Raw genomic sequence first — 17,688 nt, forward strand, 5'->3', positions numbered from 1 at the left:
TGCAAAAGTAGAGAAATAAAAGCAGATCGAATGTAGACAAATTACAGAGAAAGATACCTAAATTACAGATTCCATGTTTTACTGGTAATTTTACCCAATCTCTTGTACATAGTAAGCCGGCTTTTCGGGATAAGTCTTTACCATTTGGAACTCTTGTTTTATCAGTTCTTCCATTTTTGCTATTTGCTGTTTCATACCTATTTTTGTTTCCACTTGGGTATTGCTATGCCCCACAAATGCTATAAGCAATATCATTAAAGACAGTGCTTTCAAATTAGTCATAGGTTTCTGTACTTTCATGCTATCAGGTTATTTGATATATTTTACCTCCGCTGTGTTACTATCACAAAGAAAACAGTCGGTCAATACGGTGTCGTCGGGAAGTATGATATATTCCACATTTTCAGGAGCGAACAACTTAAATACAAATTGTTTTTTCCAGATGCCGATTAAGACCAAATCGTTATCATTCGGTATTTCTATTTCATGCTTCTTACAATACCATGACACCCTGTCGTAATAATATACTATTCTGTGTTTTATTTTGGATAATCTCTGTTTAAACTCATCCGTACCATATATATAACCCATATAAGCATCTGTAACAAGTATGGTATTAGGATATATCGGTTTAGGGAATCCTTCTGCCTTCCGGCGTAAAAAGTCTTTCTCTCTGTAAGGGTCGAAAGCATCCCCTTGTGGTAACGGACGATTTTTATCCATGTAGAGAACATAAAACGACCACCAGCCGGAATCATATTGTCCTAGGACAGATAAAACGATTCCAGTATAGGGATGTGCGAATCCCAACATGCCTACAGAATAACCCGGCACTACTTTTGAAAAAGGAGTGGTACAACGGTGGAAAAACAAATGTCGGGGGAAAGTGATAGTTCCGTTCATCCTATCCAATACAAAACGTCGAGAAGGAGGAAATAACCCATATAGAAACATGACGAACATTACAATTGTCATTCCGGGTATAGGGGAGAAATATGTATCACCGTAAAGGTTATCCATGTCTGCATAAATAGCCCATGCAAGGGCAAAGGCCGGAACTCCTCCAACAATTATTAAAGTTTTCCTTATTAGAAATCCCAAGTCGAAAATCAAAAATTCATCATCTACCCTTTCTATTTTCATATCTCGGACAATTTCGTTGGTTAATACAGTGGGAAATGGGTATATGATATGCTCCATTAGACGCTGCTTACCTTGAAGAATGGCTAGTGCTATCAATGTGCAAATAACTATTAATCCTATTATTAGGATGAATGTCATTCCGGATGCAAGAAGTAACAATAACTTGCCCCATAAAAAATTGAAGATCCATAATTTGCCATAGGATAACTCCTTAAGATACGCCATGCTATAAAATCCTAATGCTCCTATTGCTATGCCGCTTATAATCATAATTATTCCTGCAATTATCCTCATTGTGGACAGGCGGTTTCTATCTATTTCCATATTCATTATTATAATTAGAAATTCCAAACGCTTTTACTATCCGGAGATATAAATACTTGTTCTAATTTAGTCTTTGCTTCGTTATAAAGAAGCCTTCTTGAATCTAAAGGTACATTCATCTCTTCCATATAGGGATTTCTTTCTCAATTTCAACATGTTCCTGCTCCTTCTTATTCCTGTATTTCTCAAATTCCGGCATGTCCGGCAATTCCTCTTCCTCCATGTATACTTGTATGAAGCGGGCAAAGCGCTTAGCAGCATCTATACCGCCAGCAATGCCCAAGGGGATTCCGCCCAGTGAACGGCGTGGATTGGCGATTACTATTTCCTCTTCACCCTTGCCGCTGAGAGTCTTCGCATGATAATTGCCAAAAAGTGTGATCACTGCCTGGTCATAAGGTATTGTCTCCTTTTTCTGAAATATAAATCGGGCAGGTATAGTTATAGTTTTGGAAACGCGATCAAAAACGATCCGCCGCCAAGGGTTAAGAATTTGACAGATTGCCATCCATAACATAGCTACATCAGCTTCAAGGAATAATAACGCATTTACAAAACCTTCGGTCGAAAGTTTTGAAGGAGTGGCATCTGCAAAATAGACCAGGGCTAAAAAGATAATAAAAAGGAGCAAAAACAGAAAAATCCTCGCCAATACGTAATCATTATCAATGACAATCTGTTTGTCATCAATCCGGTTAAATTCATATTTTTCACCAGTCGAGGATTTCCAATGATCCGGCAAAGCTATCAATTTTAATTTTCCGTCATTTTTCAGAGGTATTTTGGGGTACATGTTCCAAACAGCTTTTAACCCAATGTATACACACAAGAAAAATCCACCATTAATAGTTATCAATCCAAGCATCACTTTTAGGCATGTTATTATGAAAAATAAATCTACTTATTCTATTCTGTAGACATGATTTTATAATTTGAAATGTTTGTTCTCTCATTACTTTTCAGTCTCTTTCCGTAGTTTGTTTATTCTTATTTCCTTTTGTATCTGCTTGAAAGTTTCAAATTCAGGATGATTTGATAAATCGTCTTCAGTCATATAAGCTTGAATCAAACGAGCAAAACAATACCCGTTTGTGCGGCCGGCAAACTGCAAAGAAACTTCACCAACAAGATGCTGGTAATTGGCTATGACTACGCCATCAATTCCTCGGAGAGCATCCTGCCCAAAGGAAATCACCGCTTTTTGAAATGGTATCGTTTCTTCTTTATGGATTAGCCAACGGCGAGGAATAGTGATTGTCTTCTTTTCCCGGTCAAAGACAATTGTTCTTCGGGGGGATAAGAATTTAAATATTCCCGACAATATTAAAACGCAATTAATCAAAATAATCGTGTAGTTTTCAGCAAAACTATTATTTCCTCCTTGAAAAGGATATATGCCTAATAAAGGCAATATAATCACGATAAGAAGGAAAAATATTGGTGCTCCTCTCCTTGTAGAATCGGTGGCATCTATTACGATTCTCTTTTCGTCGAACTGTATAAATACATCAATGTATTTATACACCCATTTGTCTCGGAAATCAAAATAACTATACCTCCAAAGTTTATCATTATTTGTGAGGGGAATTTTAGGAAAAACTTTAGGAGTTACTTTGTAAAATATCAGAACTAACCAAAAAAAAAATCCCAATATTGCAATACATACTGATAAAGTCAAGTTAGTTATTGTTGCTATCTCACAGATAAAGCAAGCCGCAAAAAATGAGCCACAAAATGATAGACTTGCAAACAAGGCAAAGAAGCATCCAATAATTTTCCATTTCTTCGTATCACGTTGTACTGCTTCATTTAACGCTTGAATCTCCTCAGTCCAACGTTGATTTTCATTTTTATATTGTTTATGGCTTTTCATTGTATTTCTTTCTTTATTTCATAAATTTCCAATTCTTCTTTTTTTGCTTTAGGAGATGTATATAATTTACCATCTTTACCAACTTGTATGCTGTTTCTGGTTTCATATCACTTTGATTTATAGTTCTGTATTCCCATATCTCTTGCTGTATCATTCTACATTCACATACTTTTCATATTCAGGACCATCATAGGGAGGAACGGGAGAGCCAATGACACGAGAGTTGGTTCCAATATAAAAATGTTTAATATCAGTACCATCATCCGATTTTCCAATCTCATAAGTATAGTATTCTTCTTTGCGGTGAATAGGAGCTTTCGTATAGTCCCACTTATCAAGATGACAAAAATAAAGTAGCGGGAACGGATCATTATCGAACTCCAAACTCGTTTTTTTTAAGAACTCATCAATATGCATCCCTCTACCCAAAACAGCACCACCTACAATGATTTTACCTGTGAAATAGTGACGAGGACCACGGTTTCTTAGCCATTTTATATTGTCTTCACTGATAACTCCACGCAAATCTATATTCCAATTGATAAGTATCCCGTTAATAGGAGCACTGTTTTTTCCACTTTTATCCAATGAAGTCATCCGAAGCCCTATAGAGTCCCAAATATAAATTCCGGGCTCTGCAAGGCGTTCGTATTGTCCAAATATCTCGCACAGCTCACCGATTGTCATTCCCGGCATAAACGATTTGCCATTGTAGGTCATGGTGGTATCCGTAAAAATAAACAAGTGCTTGGTGTTTACCCCTTCCTTCTCGTAATCAATAGGCGGTTGGGGTTTAGCAACGGCTTTGTTTTCTTCTAAAAACCGGTCGACTTTACCTATCAGGTTATCAATTCCATTCAATAACTTATCATTGGTAGAAGCACAACTGTTGCACGAAGACAGCATGAATATACAACCAATGCCGAACAATATTATTATAGACTTCATCTTTTTCTGTTTGTATAAATAATTAAAATTCCCATCTCCAATTATTATATCCTTGATAATAATCTAACGCTATTATAAAGATATCAGGTTATTTGATATATTTTATCTCCGCAGTGTTGCCATCGCAAAGAAAACAGTCGGTCAATACGGTGTCGTCGTGAAGTATGATATATTCCACATTTTCAGGAGCGAACAACTTAAATACAAATTGTTTTTTCCAGATGCCGATTAAGACCAAATCGTTAGGGTTGCCATATTTTATCTCTTTCTTCTGACAAAACCATGAAACTCTTGTATAACAATGTATTATTCCGAGTTTCATCTTGGATAATCTCTGCTTAAATTCATCCGTACCATATATATAACCCATATAAGCGTCAGTTACAAGCGATGTACTGGGATATATTGGTTTAGGGAATCCTTCTGCCTTTCGGCGCAGAAAGTCTTTCTCCCTGTAAGGATGGAAAGCATCCCCTTGAGGTAACGGACGATTCTTATCCATATAGAGGACATAAAATGACCACCACCCGGAATCATACGCCCCAAGGACAGGAATGACAATTCCACTGTACGGATGGGCAAAACCTAAGTTGCCGTTAGAATACCCCGGAATTACTTTTGAAAAAGGAATGGTATAACGGGAAAAAAACAAATGGTGGGGAAAAGTTACAGTACCCTTCATTCTGTCTAGTACAAAACGGTGGGAAGGAGTAAGTAATCCATTTAAAAGCATAAAAAAAGAAGCTACTATTCCTCCACTCATGGGAGGCCAGTAAAGTTTACTAAACGGATCATTCATTTCTATACAAATGACGATTATTCCTACGCATGAAAGAATACCCCCGATGACTATCAAAGTACTCCGGATTAAGGAACTCGGATTGAAAATAAGAAATTCATCATCAGCTCTTTCTACATTCATGCTATCGGCAAGCTCAGTCGTTAATACAATTGGAAAGGGATGTATAATATGCTCCATCATTCTGCTTTTCCCCATCCATATTTTTGTTGCAATTAATACACCTACCAAAATCAGTCCTATCGACATCAAAAATATCATTCCGGATACAAAAAGTATCAATAGCTTACCCCATATATACTCAAAAAACCATAGCTCCTCATAACGCCAATTTATAAAATGCCACATTCCATAACAACAACCCCCAAATACCGGAAATCCACATAGCAATGCCATGATTCCGGCTATAATTCTGATTGTAGAGGGGCGATTTCTATCTGTTTCCATTTCCATAACTGTTTCTATTTTTAAAAATTCCACACATCTTTACTGTCTGGAGATATAAATACTTGTTCTAATACAGTCTTTGCTTCGTGATAAAGAAGCCTTCTTGCATCTAAAGGTACATTTATCTCTTCCATATAGGGACTTCTTTCTCAATTTCAGCGTGTTCCTGCTCCTCCTTATTCCTGTATTTCTCAAATTCCGGCATGTCCGGTAATTCCTCTTCCTCCATGTATACTTGTATGAAGCGGGCAAAGCGTAATGCAGCATCCATACCCCCATATATATTTAAAGTGATTCCACCCAAAAAACGGGACGGATTGGCTATTACAATCTGCTCTTCACCCTTACCACTAAATGACTTCGCTTCTGAATTAAAAGACATGGTAACCACCGCTTGTTCATAAGGAATAGTCTCTTTCCTCTGAAAGCGAAATCGGGCAGGAATAGTTATCGTTTTAGTAGTACGGTCAAAAACTACTTTACGCCATGGTTTGAGGCAAATACCTATCATACCTAATAACATAGCAACATCCAGTTGAAGAAGAAGTAAGGCTCTTGAGTAGCCTTCTGGCACAACATTCTGAGGAGTAATTTTACCATAACCCACCAAATATATGAATAGGATAAAAGGCACAAGAAAACAAAGAACTCTTTCATAAATACCATCATTGACGATAATAATCTGTTTATCATCAATCCTCTTGAATGAATGTTCTCCAACAGAAGGTATTAAATATTCCGGCAAAGGTATGTCTTTTAAACTACCGTCATTCTTTAATGATATATTGGGAAACAATTTCCAAATAATATATAACACAATCATTCCGGAAAGACAAGCGCCACCCGTAATCGTAATTAAGCCGAGTGAAATATTGGTGAAGGTTACTGTATTATTACCCTTATTTAGTATTACCATCAAAACCGGAACCCAACCCGTGATCGAAGCTACTGCAAATATTGATATCCAACATATCCTTACATGCCACTTTTCTCTTTTCCTTTCGGCTTCTCTACGCTTGACAGCTTCTATAATTTCACGACGCCATTGCTTGTTACTCTTTTTTTTTTGTTCCTTCATTTCATCTGTTTCCTTGTCATATTATAATTTTATTTAAATGGCAAATCCATATTTTCTATTAAAATTCCCGGAATGCCTCAAAAAAAAGAATACCGAGGTTCGTCCATAAGGAGTGCCATTATTATGAATTCGGTTATATTCCACATTATTACCATGATGACACAATATATATATTTCCAACGGATTTCTCTTAACTCTTTTGAACGGATTTTCTCAACTCTTTTTTTAAAATCATGATATGATTTTTTCAATTTCTGTCTTCTCGCTCGTTCCAGCATCTTCCTGTCGGATTCCAGCACCTTCCTGTATTGTTCCATCGATCTCCTGTATCCGGCGGCACAGTTCTCATAGGTGGCAAGCACAAAAAGCCCAGTCATGGGTGAGATGATGAGGCTATGGAGCCCGATCCACAAGTTTCCGATTTTGATAATCACGAATATCGTGAAGATTATCGTAACAATAATGGTCATTCTGTCTAAGAACTTGTCAAATCCCTTCATATCCCGATTAAATATTTACTTCCCATAACCTATTTTATTTTCAATCGCTTTCTATTTTCTTTCTTCTTCTCATTCTCTTTCACTACCTGCAGCATTTCATTGATTAAATCCTCTTCATTGCGTGTATCAAAATACTTTGTCTTTTCCACCCTTTCTACAATATTTCCCTGTTTGTCATATTTAAAAAGTACAATATCTTTGGATGTATCCGAAAGATAAACACATCTAACCTCTTTCCCATTCTTATAATAAGTGCTATCAATGAAATCGCTCCCGATACAATCAACGTGAATATCAAAACCATCCGACTTAAGTTCCGTGAAACTGCCTGTGAGCTTCATGTCAGCATCGAATCTAAATTCCTTCTTTCCGTTTTTTTCGACAATCGTCTTTTCGATATGACTGACAATACCATTCTTTATACTTTCTCCGATAAGAGTGTCTCCTGATATTTTCTCTATATTGCACACGATGTCATAGTCCCCGTCTGTACGGGGAATCCTTTTTTCGGCTTCTTCATAAGATAGTCCCCGAAAGAAGTAAGTGGTTCTCTTTTTCCCCGTGTCAAAATAGCATTGCACACTTTTTCTCAGATTACCACCTCCGTCGTATTCATTCTTTTCCTCATAGTCGTTGTCTTCAAGCAATACGTAGTCATTGTTTATGTTTCTGACGTATACCGGTTTGCGCTTGCGTTTGTCGTAATATTTCCGCAACGAATAATCAACGGTATCCCCTTGGGCATTCAATGTTAACGATTCCTCACTTTGGGGAGCGTATCTCATCATCTCAATATTGCCCGACGTCTTCGATTTTCTTTCTACGGTAAATTTTTCATTGTCCGTATACGTATAATAATCCGTACTCTTATTTTCAGTCACCTCCATTGTTTCAGCATCTTTTTCATACATACGAGATGTTCTGGTCCATTGCACCTCTGACAAACGATTCTTTTCATCGTACTTGTTTTCATAAGTCGTCACGGTTATGCGGTCATAAGTTTCCTCTTCCGAAACAGTTTTAGTTCCACAAGCATACAAAACGGCGACCAAAAGCAATAATTTTATTTTCATATACTTAATTTTAGGGCAGGATAGCGTCGGCAAATCAATAGATTTTTTCTTTAATAATTCCCTCTTGCAAATCCCGCATCGTTAATCGTTTATATTCTTGTTTTTTTCTCATGAACAGACCTTTTATGAAACCGGATATTTCATCTCCTTCTTCCGGGAAATAATCGTTAAAATGAAAATCATTCATTGTATCTCCCATTTAAAGGTTTTGTCAAAATAATCTCTGTATCGGGTAGAGCAGATAGGTCTGGGAGTTACTCCACGCAGGACTTTCCTATAGACGTTTATTAACAATCATAGGAAATAGAAGCCTTTGCGACACGAGTAATTATACCATTACCGGCTAAAGATGATAAAAACAATGTGATTGATTCTTCTTCGTAGTTTATATGTGAGTCAAATATTAAATCCAGTTTCCCATCTCCATCTATGTCACCGGCAAATAAAAGACGCAGTACTGAATCATAAAACTTATCGATATTAAATAACTCCACTTCTTGTGAATTGTCTTTACAGAGAGTCATTTTATAATTACACCAATATGAATACTCTTTATTAGGTTCGTATTCTTCTTTATTTTCATCCGAAAGTTCTGCAAAAACACTGATAGTATACTTAGAAGAATTAAAGTTTATAACCATAGGCGTTTTAGGTGCAATATATCCCGTTCCTATAGGGATACTATCTACAATACCATTCTTTAAAGTAGGCATATTAATAAAGAACAGACTGTTTCTACCGCTTTTAATGTATTCACACTCCATCCCAAGGCATTCGTCTGTATAAGTGCTTACTGTATATTTTGCTCTATCTATACAATAATTCCCAGTAATAGTATCACGATAAAATTCTTTCCAACTGTTATTTATAATTTGGGATTCTTTACCTATCGTATATCTTCCTCCCGGAAGTAACATCTTAACACTATCAAGAGCGGTTTTCTTATCTATTGAGACATTATTCATACTATTCAGTGTATCAGACGCTATGTTTGTAACAATAGTATCGTTTGTGGGTGTTAAAGTGGATTTTCTGTTTGCTGCTCCAGAACAACTTAATAATAACACGAAAGTTATTAATGCGAAATAATTTCTATTCATCTTATCAATTTTTACAGTTATACATATCGGTTAATTAAATGATATTATTCAGAATAAACATATTTGTAATTATTAGGTGCTGAAGTAAATATATTATCTATTCCGTTTATACTATACGATCCATCGCCATAATAATCCCAATACACTCTTTTACTATCAATAAGTTTATAGCTGACCACTAAGGAGTCTTTATCAAATTTTATGAATAGGTCTTTTCCTTTGTAGAAGTCGATGTCGAGGAATTGATACTCAACGTCTATTTCGTAACGGATGCCGGGCATTGAATCCTCTTCATTCACAAAATAGGATTCTCCCAATAGGTCCAGTATTTCCCGGAAGGTCATCCCTGTCTTCAAACGGTTATTTATCAAATCGTCAATCATAAACTTTCTGGAATAATAATGACCGCCCCATTCGTCCCAACCTTTCCGGTTGAATGGAACACAACGATGATGTGTACATCCCATTTGCACGCAAACAAACAGGGATAACACAAATACAAAAACTGCTTTGCTTATCTTTTCATTTGACATTAATCCCTCACTTCATATAATGCGATTCCATGATTAATCACCAACTTATCAGATAATCATAAAGCCGGTAAACTTTGCCTGCTTTCCATTCACGGCCATTAGGAGTATAGATACTGGAGCCTTGTTTGTCGATATTCATAAACATATCCTTTTTCCCGTCAGTGAAAAAAGCGAAAGGAATTGCCGGCATTCTCACCAGACGTGCTGTTGTATGCTCCAAATCCAAACCGCTTTTCCGCAATTCTTCTTGTATTTCTATCATGTATGCTATTTTATCCTCCATAATATACCACCTTCCATGCAGTCGTTCTTGTACATTGTCATCAATAATAAGGCACATATCGCATATGTCATATTCATCTGCATCAGGACTTCTCAGTGTCATATCTCCTTTTTCATTCCGTTCAAACTCCACAATACCGGATAGTCTTTTTGTTCTCCGCAATCTCGTTTCACCGGCAACAAGGGGGAGCTGTTCTTCATCTTCCGTCAGGTATCTCTCCTCCCATTCTATATTCCCATTCGAATGAAACGTCACAATAACGGATTTTGTCACTTTTTCCCTCCATCTCGCTTCACCATAATACGTAATATTGGGGCACAGCTCTTTGTCTTCCATCAGTTCCGTAAACTTCATGCCTTTTTCCATTTGGCGAGCCATATATGCTGTGGTGCTAAGTCCGTCTTTGAAATTGCTCTTAAACTCTTCAAAGTCCCAGCAAGGAAGGCAAGCCTCCCGGTTGATTTCTACAGAATCTGTTATACCGGTTTCATCGATTACTTTACCGTTCGGAATACGATAATAGAAACTGGCTTCGATTTTACCCCATACATCACCCGAGTTTTCCAAAGCATCCAGATTATGTGCAGTAATAAGGAACGGTTTCACCCATTCCGGTGTATACATCTCTGCACTTTGAATATTAGACAAGCTGGATAGTTTTGGCGCTTCCTCTCCAAGCACGCAATAGTCCAGTTCGAAGACGAGCCAATCGTGATATTCTTTTTTCCATCGCCATAGTGTTACGTCCAGACGCGGCTTGTCGTTTTCCATGTTGACAAGCCCGTTTTCATTGCCTGCCGCCGCAATGACAAGTGTGTCTTTACTGCTGTTACTTTTGGCATATAACTGGATATATTCTTTCTTTGTTTCCCAGCGGTACAGTTTCCCGGGTCGTCCTTCAAAATCGGTTCCCTCCTCAAAATGTGGTTTTCCATATTTCTTTGTGGCTGCTTTCACCAACTTGGCGAAACCTTCTTCGTCTGTTTCCCTCTTGCCTTTTACCTGCACTAATTCGCCTTGTTCTGTTGTTACCATGCCGAGGTCTGTAAAGTCAAATCCCCGGAAAGTGGCTTCCGTTCTTTTACTGCCTCCCTTGTTTCTGTAAGCCACCAAAGGCGGAAACAGTTCATCCGTTTCCGTGTTGTAAAATTTAAGGGTATCTACTTTGTACCGCGCTTCAATCTTCTGCTGTGTGGTATCTAAGAGGGAAGACATCATAGCGGCTACGTTTAGGCCGTAGTCCGGATTGTCTAAGTTGAAAACCGGTTTCCCTACCTGTGCCTTTGTGCAACCAACCAAGCCGAAAAGACTTGTTACTCCCGTGATTATAACTGTCTTTAGTCTCATAACTGATATGTCAAATTAAAATTCCGTATTAATATTCATCTCCCTGATAATGTTTGCACTTAATTAAAATTTCCATCTCCAATTATTGTATCCTTGATAATAATCTAACGCTATCATAAAGATATCAGGTTATTTGATATATTTTACCTCCGCTGTGTTACTATCACAAAGAAAACAGTCGGTCAGTACGGTGTCGTCGGGAAGTATGATATATTCCACATTTTCAGGAGCGAACAACTTAAATACAAATTGTTTTTTCCAGATACCGATTAAGACCAAATCGTTATCATTCGGTATTTCTATTTCATGCTTCTGACAATACCATGACACTCTGTCATAATAATATACTATTCTGTGTTTTATTTTAGATAATCTCTGCTTAAACTCATCCGTACCATATATATAACCCATATAAGCATCTGTAACAAGTATGGTATTAGGATATATCGGTTTAGGGAATCCTTCTGCCTTCCGGCGTAAAAAGTCTTTCTCCCTGTAAGGATCGAAAGTGTCCCCTTGAGGTAACGGACGATTTTTATCCATATAGAGGACATAAAATGACCACCAGCCGGAATCATACGCACCAAGGACAGGAATGACAATTCCACTGTAAGGATGTGCAAAACCTAAGTTTCCGTTAGAATACCCCGGAATTACTTTTGAAAAGGGAATGGTACAACGTGGAAAAAACAAATGGCGGGGAAAAGTCACAGTACCCTTCATTCTGTCTAGTACAAAACGACGGGAAGGAGCAAGTAATCCGTTTAAAAGCAGAAAAAAAGAGGCTACTATTCCTCCACTTATGGGAGGTGAATAAAGATCACTAGATGGATCATTTATTTCTCGATAAATGACGATTATTCCTACGCATGAAAGAATCCCCCCGATGACTATCAAAGTACTCCGGATTAAGGAACTCGGATTGAAGACGAAAAATTTATCATCAGCTCTTTCTACATTCATGCTATCGGCAAGCTCAGCCGTTAATACAGTTGGAAAGGGATATATAATATGCTCCATCATTCTGCTTTTCCCCATCCATATCTTTGTTGCGATTAATACACCTACCAAAATCAGTCCTATTGACATCAAAAATATCATTCCGGATACGAAAAGTATTAATAGCTTACCCCATACATACTCAAAAATCCATAGCTCCTCATAAGGCCAATTGGTAAAGCGCCACATTCCATTACAACAAACCAAAAATACCGGAATTCCGCATAGCAATACAATGATGCCAAATATTATTCTGATTGTAGAGGGACGGTTTCTATCTGTTTCCATTTCCATACCTGTTTCTATTTTTTTCAAAAATCCCACACATCTTTACTGTCCGGAGATATAAATACTTGTTCTAATACAGTCTTTGCTTCGTGATAAAGAAGCCTTCTTGCATCTAAAGGTACATTCATCTCTTCCATATAGGGATTTCTTTCTCAATTTCAGTATGTTCCTGCTCCTTCTTATTTCTGTATTTCTCAAATTCCGGCATATCCGGCAATTCCTCTTCCTCCATGTATAGTTGTATGAAGCGGGCAAAACGTCTGGCTTTATCCATATCACCGTCCATCAAGGAAACTCCACTTAACAGACTGGGTGAATTGGAATTGGAAATTATTATACTTGACACACACCCCAGCGAACCAGGCCCCATGTAATAACGAATCGTGAGTTCAGCCTGACTATAAGGTATCGTTTCTTTTTTATGCAGCAGAAGTCGTCCTGGTATAGTTACGGTCCTGGAAACACGATCAAAAACAATCCGCCGCCAAGGCTGTAGAATGGCACTTATTCCTGGTGTCAGGATGAGCAAGTACAACTCAAGAAGCAGTAATGTACTTCCATAATCTTCAGTTGTAAGTTTTGAAGGAGTGGCATCTGCAAAATAGACCAGGGCTAAAAAGATAATAAAAAGGAGCAAAAACAGAAAAATCCTCGCCAATACGTCATCATTATCAATGACAATCTGTTTGTCATCACACCGGCTTAAATATTCAGGCTCTACCAAAGTTTCCGAAGAATCCGGCAAACATTGCGTATTTCCCGTACTTTCGCCATTTTTCAGAGGTATCCGGATAGCCAGATTCCGGGCTTCTTTAGACAGGATGTACATAAACAGGTAAATCCCACCGTTAATGGCTATCAATCCAAGCATGACATTGGTGAAGGTATTACGTATATCTGACAGCGTGACGAATATAAGTAATGGGAAGAAAGATATAAATGTGCCCCACAACATGATATGGGATTTGCATATACGCCACCTTTCCTTTCTCTTTTTCTTTCTCCACTCAGCCTCTCTACGCTTGACATCGGCTATGATTTCACGCCTCGATTGCTTGTTGCTCTTTTTTTTCCGTTGCTTCATTTCATCTGTTTTCTTGTCATATATATACAGCTAAAGCCAACCAATTATTCAATTTGATATTTATCAAAAATGGTAAAATTGCCAAAATATTACCTGCTTGGAATAGGGATATTATAATATTTACTCTTTGTTACCCTCCGAATCATATCTTTCAATGGTATTCCAGCCTCCGCCCTTGCGCTCGGCAACCGATTTGAGCTTGCCGTTAGCGTAATACTCCTTGCGATAGACCTCGCTATCAGCTTCACAACGGCCCTCTTCCCGCAACTTTCCGGTATCAAAGTAACGTTTATATGCTCCTTCACGCTTACCGTTCTTGAAAGTATATTCCGATTTACATTGGCCTGATCCAAAATAAAATTCCTTTGTTACTCCGTTCAATTTGCCATTGAGGTAGTTTGACGACTTTTCAGGAGTGCCGTCAGTGAAATAAGTAATCTCTTCTCCATTCTTTTCATCGTTTCTGTAAGTGGTGGACTTTTCGGGCTTGCCGCCTTTACCATATCTAATCCAGACACCCTCTTTTTTGCCGTCTTTATAGCTACTTTTGCTACGGGGCTTGCCGTCTTTCCACGTTTCGCTCCACTGACCATCGGGCAAGCCGTTCTTATAGAAACTGATGCGAGTCACATCACCTACGTTGCCCGACAAATGTTCAGTCCATTTGCCATCGCGTTTACCGTCTTTATAACATTCGTCGAGCGTCAGAGTGCCGTCGCTGTCGTATCGGCGGTCATAACCATCTTCAATCCCTAACTTATATACTTTTTCTGTTTCAACTTTGCCGTTCGAGTGATATGTCCTGCTCACGCTATCCACTTTGCCGTCTATAAACGTTCGCTCACTTTGCACGGTCTGTCCGTCACCATAATAGCGCTTGTATAATCCATCCCTGTTTCCCTCTTTGTAACGGCACTCTTCAAGTAGTTTGTTCTCTTTGAAATGTCGGTAATTACCATGATACATGCCATCCTTAAAGTCAGCGAGAATGTACTCCGAGTGGTAGCCGTCAATCAGGCGGTGAGAGCCGTTGAGCGGGGTCTTTTCTTCATTATTCAAGCGAAAGAGCATCCGACCATCCCCATAGTTGATAACAGTGATTTCTTCTATTTGGTAAACTTTTTCCTGTGCCGTACTCGTGAGTACCATTACTCCGAAAAGGAGCAGTAACATAATTTTTTTCATATTTTTTTATTGTATTACTTGAGTTTCATTTAATTAGTGTATAGTCCTTTTGCCCGTCCAGGCAACCTGCAATTCTTGGTTGCTATGACGGGCTAATACTCAACCGACAAAAGTAATACAAATAAATTATAAGAAAAGTATTTTGCTTATAAATATAATATACATTTTAATTATTATAGGATTTGAGCTAAATTAATATGCCTGTGATTCGGATGAGCACATAACTAAACTACCCTCAATCTATTGATTTATAGCTGAATATTATTTCATCCGAATCCTTTTAAAAATGGAAACATGATTATCCCAATCGCATTGTACGAAAAAGAAATATAGCCATATTTGATATGGCTATATAAAAAGTTGTACCGTGGTTACTTTGAGAGCAACATTTTCAAGTCATTCTTGCTGATGCCCATGTATTTGCATACCTTTAACTCGCTTATGCCGTCAGCCAGCATTTGCCGGACTGCGTTTCTGTCTCTTTCATACGCTTCCAATCTATTGAAAATGGTATCAGTCAAAAAGTCTATTCCCTCTGAAAAGGCTTTTTCTCCTTCCGGGGTATTAAAGTCTATCGTGCAGATTTTGGCACACTCCTTATGAAGTATCAAATAGTAAATTCCTCCGATTAGGATTGCAGCGATACTTTTAATATTGACTTTTGCAGGTTTAAACAGCGTTTCGTAATATGTAATCAAATTAAGGTTCATGACATCTCGCGTTTCCGCCGTTCTTTTTGTGGTATCATTGACAACTGACATTTCGTAAAGCAACAGCTTTTGCATAACGGGATTATCAGACAAGTTCTTGAAGAGTATCTTGAGTGTTTCAGCGAAGAACTTTTTAGGTCCCAATACATTCAAGTTGGAAATATCGATGGCATTGTTTATCCAGAAGTCATATTGCTTGGCAAGTTTGTCATAGAGATTATCCATCGAACCGTATCTTCTATAGAATACGTTGGCTTCCACCCCTGCGGCTTTCGTCAAGGTGCTTAGATTGACATTGCCGAAACCCTGTTCCGCCACGAGTTTTTCGAGTTCGGACATTACATCCCTGTCTAATTGTTCATTAGTCCGTCTGTTTCGAGTTTTTTTCTCTTCCTGCTTCATTCTTATATTGTATTTATACTGGCTATATCTGCTTTTCTATAGATGGTTTTATTGCAAATATAGGTGTTTTACACTTTACAAGCAATATATTGGTGATAAAGATAACGCCAATGGTGGCTTGATATTTAGATAATAGACTAATTAATTTGCTTATTTATCCCTTCAATCATACTTGTATTATGGTATTCGTTTTTGCAGTTGGGATAGCAGGGAACGGGCAGCAGTTTGCCGTCTTTCGCCATACCCTCGTATTTCTCTATGATATGTTTGGCAACTTCCAACAGACGGATGTTACTTTCCGTACCCGTTTTCTGGCGTTTGGTCTTAATCCACAGATGACCGTCAAAGGATATTTCCAGATTCTCTTTCGTCAAGTGATACATGTCCGTCCAGCTTAACCCTGTGAATGTGCAGAAAATGAACAAGTCACGAATCAATTCATAGCTTTTCTTCTTGAACGTGCCGTTGATAAGCAGTGTGATTTCCTCTTTTGTCAGAAAGCCCCGTTTGGTTTCTTCTTTTGTGATGCTGTACCCGTAGAACGGATCACACTGTAGCCAACCGTTATTTAGCATTTGAAATCCATGTAACTCAGCACTTTGAAAACTATATTGCAATCATCTGCCTGCCAAAAGAAAGTAACGGGATAGTAATGTAACTTTGTCCTCACTTGGCTTTTTGTTGGTTTCGGATGGCGTTCTGTTCTGTTCTTTCTCTCGCCTAAATCGCTATTTGTCAGCCTTATTACTACGCTTTGCGCTAAGTCTCAATTTTAATTCATATCTTTGTTCAGGATACGAACAATATAATACAATGAAGAAAATACTACTGACTGACTCTCATAAAGATAAGCTGTTTCAAATCCCTCTTTTTCGGGATTTACCTCTGAATATCAAACTTTCTTTGCTTGAGAAACTTGAATTTGTTATCTATGCAGCAGAAAAAAAAGAGATTGTTGTAACCCAAGGTACCCCATGCAATAAATTATATGTATTATTAGAAGGAAAACTACGCACAGACATTATAGACGGACTTGGAAACGAAGTAATGATTGAATATATCATTGCTCCACGAACTTTTGCTACTCCTCACCTATTCAATACAAACAACACATTGCCAGCTACATTCACAGCCTTGGAAGACAGCATATTACTCATGGCAACAAAAGAGTCAACTTTCAAAGTAATCAGTCAGGATCCACAAGTATTACATAATTTTCTTTGCATAGCAGGAAATTGCAATATCTGTACCGTATCCCGCCTGAAACCTCTTTCACGCAAAACCGTACGGGAAAGATTCATTGTTTATCTATATGAACATAAGAAAAAAGATTCATTGGTGGTAAATATCATGCATACTCAATCCCAACTTGCCGAATACTTAAATGTATCACGTCCCGCCCTATCTAAGGAAATCAATAAGATGATTAAAGAAGGGCTTGTCACTATGGAAGGAAAACGAATAGAGATTTTAGATCAAATAACTTTAGAGAAATATCTGTAATAATCTATTCCATAACAATAAAGATAATTATCAGGGAAGTCTCTAAAACAAAAAATCATCCTTACTGCA

The 17,688-nt window shown here is 37.8% G+C and carries 18 protein-coding genes and 1 pseudogene; 1 reads left to right on the forward strand and 18 read right to left on the reverse strand.

Features of this window, described 5'->3' with window-relative positions; translation table 11 throughout:
- Positions 1-90 precede the first annotated feature (90 nt).
- The 18 genes and pseudogenes from NXV01_RS21155 to NXV01_RS21240 form a co-directional block, all read right to left on the reverse strand.
- The gene (locus NXV01_RS21155; RefSeq protein WP_195650341.1) at positions 91-300 is read right to left on the reverse strand and encodes a hypothetical protein; all 210 of its coding nucleotides are present in this window, start codon (positions 298-300) and stop codon (positions 91-93) included.
- A gap of 9 nt (positions 301-309) precedes the next feature.
- Positions 310-1,143: a hypothetical protein gene (locus NXV01_RS21160; RefSeq protein WP_259023178.1), complete on the reverse strand. Its 834-nt coding sequence runs from the start codon at positions 1,141-1,143 to the stop codon at positions 310-312.
- 439 nt (positions 1,144-1,582) lie between these two features.
- Positions 1,583-2,332 carry a hypothetical protein gene (locus NXV01_RS21165; RefSeq protein WP_195650339.1) on the reverse strand — a complete coding sequence of 250 codons (750 nt, stop codon included), beginning with the start codon at positions 2,330-2,332 and terminating at the stop codon, positions 1,583-1,585.
- An 87-nt stretch (positions 2,333-2,419) separates the two neighbouring features.
- Positions 2,420-3,340, reverse strand: a complete 921-nt coding sequence (locus NXV01_RS21170; RefSeq protein ID WP_259023179.1) for a hypothetical protein — start codon at positions 3,338-3,340, stop codon at positions 2,420-2,422.
- A gap of 150 nt (positions 3,341-3,490) precedes the next feature.
- A complete protein-coding gene (locus NXV01_RS21175) occupies positions 3,491-4,288 on the reverse strand; it encodes a hypothetical protein (protein ID WP_195650337.1) in 798 nt (265 codons plus the stop codon).
- A gap of 88 nt (positions 4,289-4,376) precedes the next feature.
- Positions 4,377-5,534 (reverse strand): hypothetical protein, encoded by a 1,158-nt coding sequence (locus NXV01_RS21180; protein WP_259023180.1) that lies wholly within the window; start codon positions 5,532-5,534, stop codon positions 4,377-4,379.
- A gap of 121 nt (positions 5,535-5,655) precedes the next feature.
- Positions 5,656-6,612 carry a hypothetical protein gene (locus tag NXV01_RS21185; protein ID WP_259023182.1) on the reverse strand — a complete coding sequence of 319 codons (957 nt, stop codon included), beginning with the start codon at positions 6,610-6,612 and terminating at the stop codon, positions 5,656-5,658.
- 77 nt (positions 6,613-6,689) lie between these two features.
- Positions 6,690-7,112: a hypothetical protein gene (locus NXV01_RS21190; RefSeq protein ID WP_143259645.1), complete on the reverse strand. Its 423-nt coding sequence runs from the start codon at positions 7,110-7,112 to the stop codon at positions 6,690-6,692.
- Positions 7,113-7,141: 29 nt separating this feature from the next.
- Positions 7,142-8,185 carry a hypothetical protein gene (locus tag NXV01_RS21195; RefSeq protein WP_259023183.1) on the reverse strand — a complete coding sequence of 348 codons (1,044 nt, stop codon included), beginning with the start codon at positions 8,183-8,185 and terminating at the stop codon, positions 7,142-7,144.
- 34 nt (positions 8,186-8,219) lie between these two features.
- On the reverse strand, positions 8,220-8,372 hold the full coding sequence (locus NXV01_RS21200) for a hypothetical protein (RefSeq protein WP_195650365.1): 153 nt from the start codon (positions 8,370-8,372) through the stop codon (positions 8,220-8,222).
- A 100-nt stretch (positions 8,373-8,472) separates the two neighbouring features.
- Positions 8,473-9,285 (reverse strand): hypothetical protein, encoded by an 813-nt coding sequence (locus NXV01_RS21205; protein WP_195650334.1) that lies wholly within the window; start codon positions 9,283-9,285, stop codon positions 8,473-8,475.
- A 44-nt stretch (positions 9,286-9,329) separates the two neighbouring features.
- Positions 9,330-9,818: a hypothetical protein gene (locus tag NXV01_RS21210; protein WP_259023184.1), complete on the reverse strand. Its 489-nt coding sequence runs from the start codon at positions 9,816-9,818 to the stop codon at positions 9,330-9,332.
- Positions 9,819-9,855: 37 nt separating this feature from the next.
- Positions 9,856-11,448, reverse strand: coding sequence for a hypothetical protein (locus NXV01_RS21215; RefSeq protein ID WP_229128680.1), 1,593 nt, complete (start codon positions 11,446-11,448; stop codon positions 9,856-9,858).
- Between the two features lie 129 nt (positions 11,449-11,577).
- Positions 11,578-12,735: a hypothetical protein gene (locus tag NXV01_RS21220; protein WP_259023185.1), complete on the reverse strand. Its 1,158-nt coding sequence runs from the start codon at positions 12,733-12,735 to the stop codon at positions 11,578-11,580.
- Between the two features lie 124 nt (positions 12,736-12,859).
- Positions 12,860-13,819 (reverse strand): hypothetical protein, encoded by a 960-nt coding sequence (locus NXV01_RS21225; RefSeq protein ID WP_259023186.1) that lies wholly within the window; start codon positions 13,817-13,819, stop codon positions 12,860-12,862.
- A 120-nt stretch (positions 13,820-13,939) separates the two neighbouring features.
- Complete coding sequence (locus NXV01_RS21230; RefSeq protein WP_259023187.1) at positions 13,940-15,004, reverse strand: toxin-antitoxin system YwqK family antitoxin; 1,065 nt, start codon at positions 15,002-15,004, stop codon at positions 13,940-13,942.
- A gap of 371 nt (positions 15,005-15,375) precedes the next feature.
- The gene (locus tag NXV01_RS21235) at positions 15,376-16,116 is read right to left on the reverse strand and encodes a TetR/AcrR family transcriptional regulator (RefSeq protein ID WP_259023188.1); all 741 of its coding nucleotides are present in this window, start codon (positions 16,114-16,116) and stop codon (positions 15,376-15,378) included.
- Between the two features lie 137 nt (positions 16,117-16,253).
- A pseudogene (locus NXV01_RS21240) lies at positions 16,254-16,697 on the reverse strand (site-specific integrase); the annotation flags it as partial.
- A 232-nt stretch (positions 16,698-16,929) separates the two neighbouring features.
- Between NXV01_RS21240 and NXV01_RS21245 the strand changes: the two are divergent.
- Positions 16,930-17,619 (forward strand): Crp/Fnr family transcriptional regulator, encoded by a 690-nt coding sequence (locus tag NXV01_RS21245; protein ID WP_143259630.1) that lies wholly within the window; start codon positions 16,930-16,932, stop codon positions 17,617-17,619.
- Positions 17,620-17,688 lie beyond the last annotated feature (69 nt).

The organism is Bacteroides sp. BFG-606, assembly GCF_024788145.1.
GTDB lineage: Bacteria > Bacteroidota > Bacteroidia > Bacteroidales > Bacteroidaceae > Bacteroides > Bacteroides vicugnae.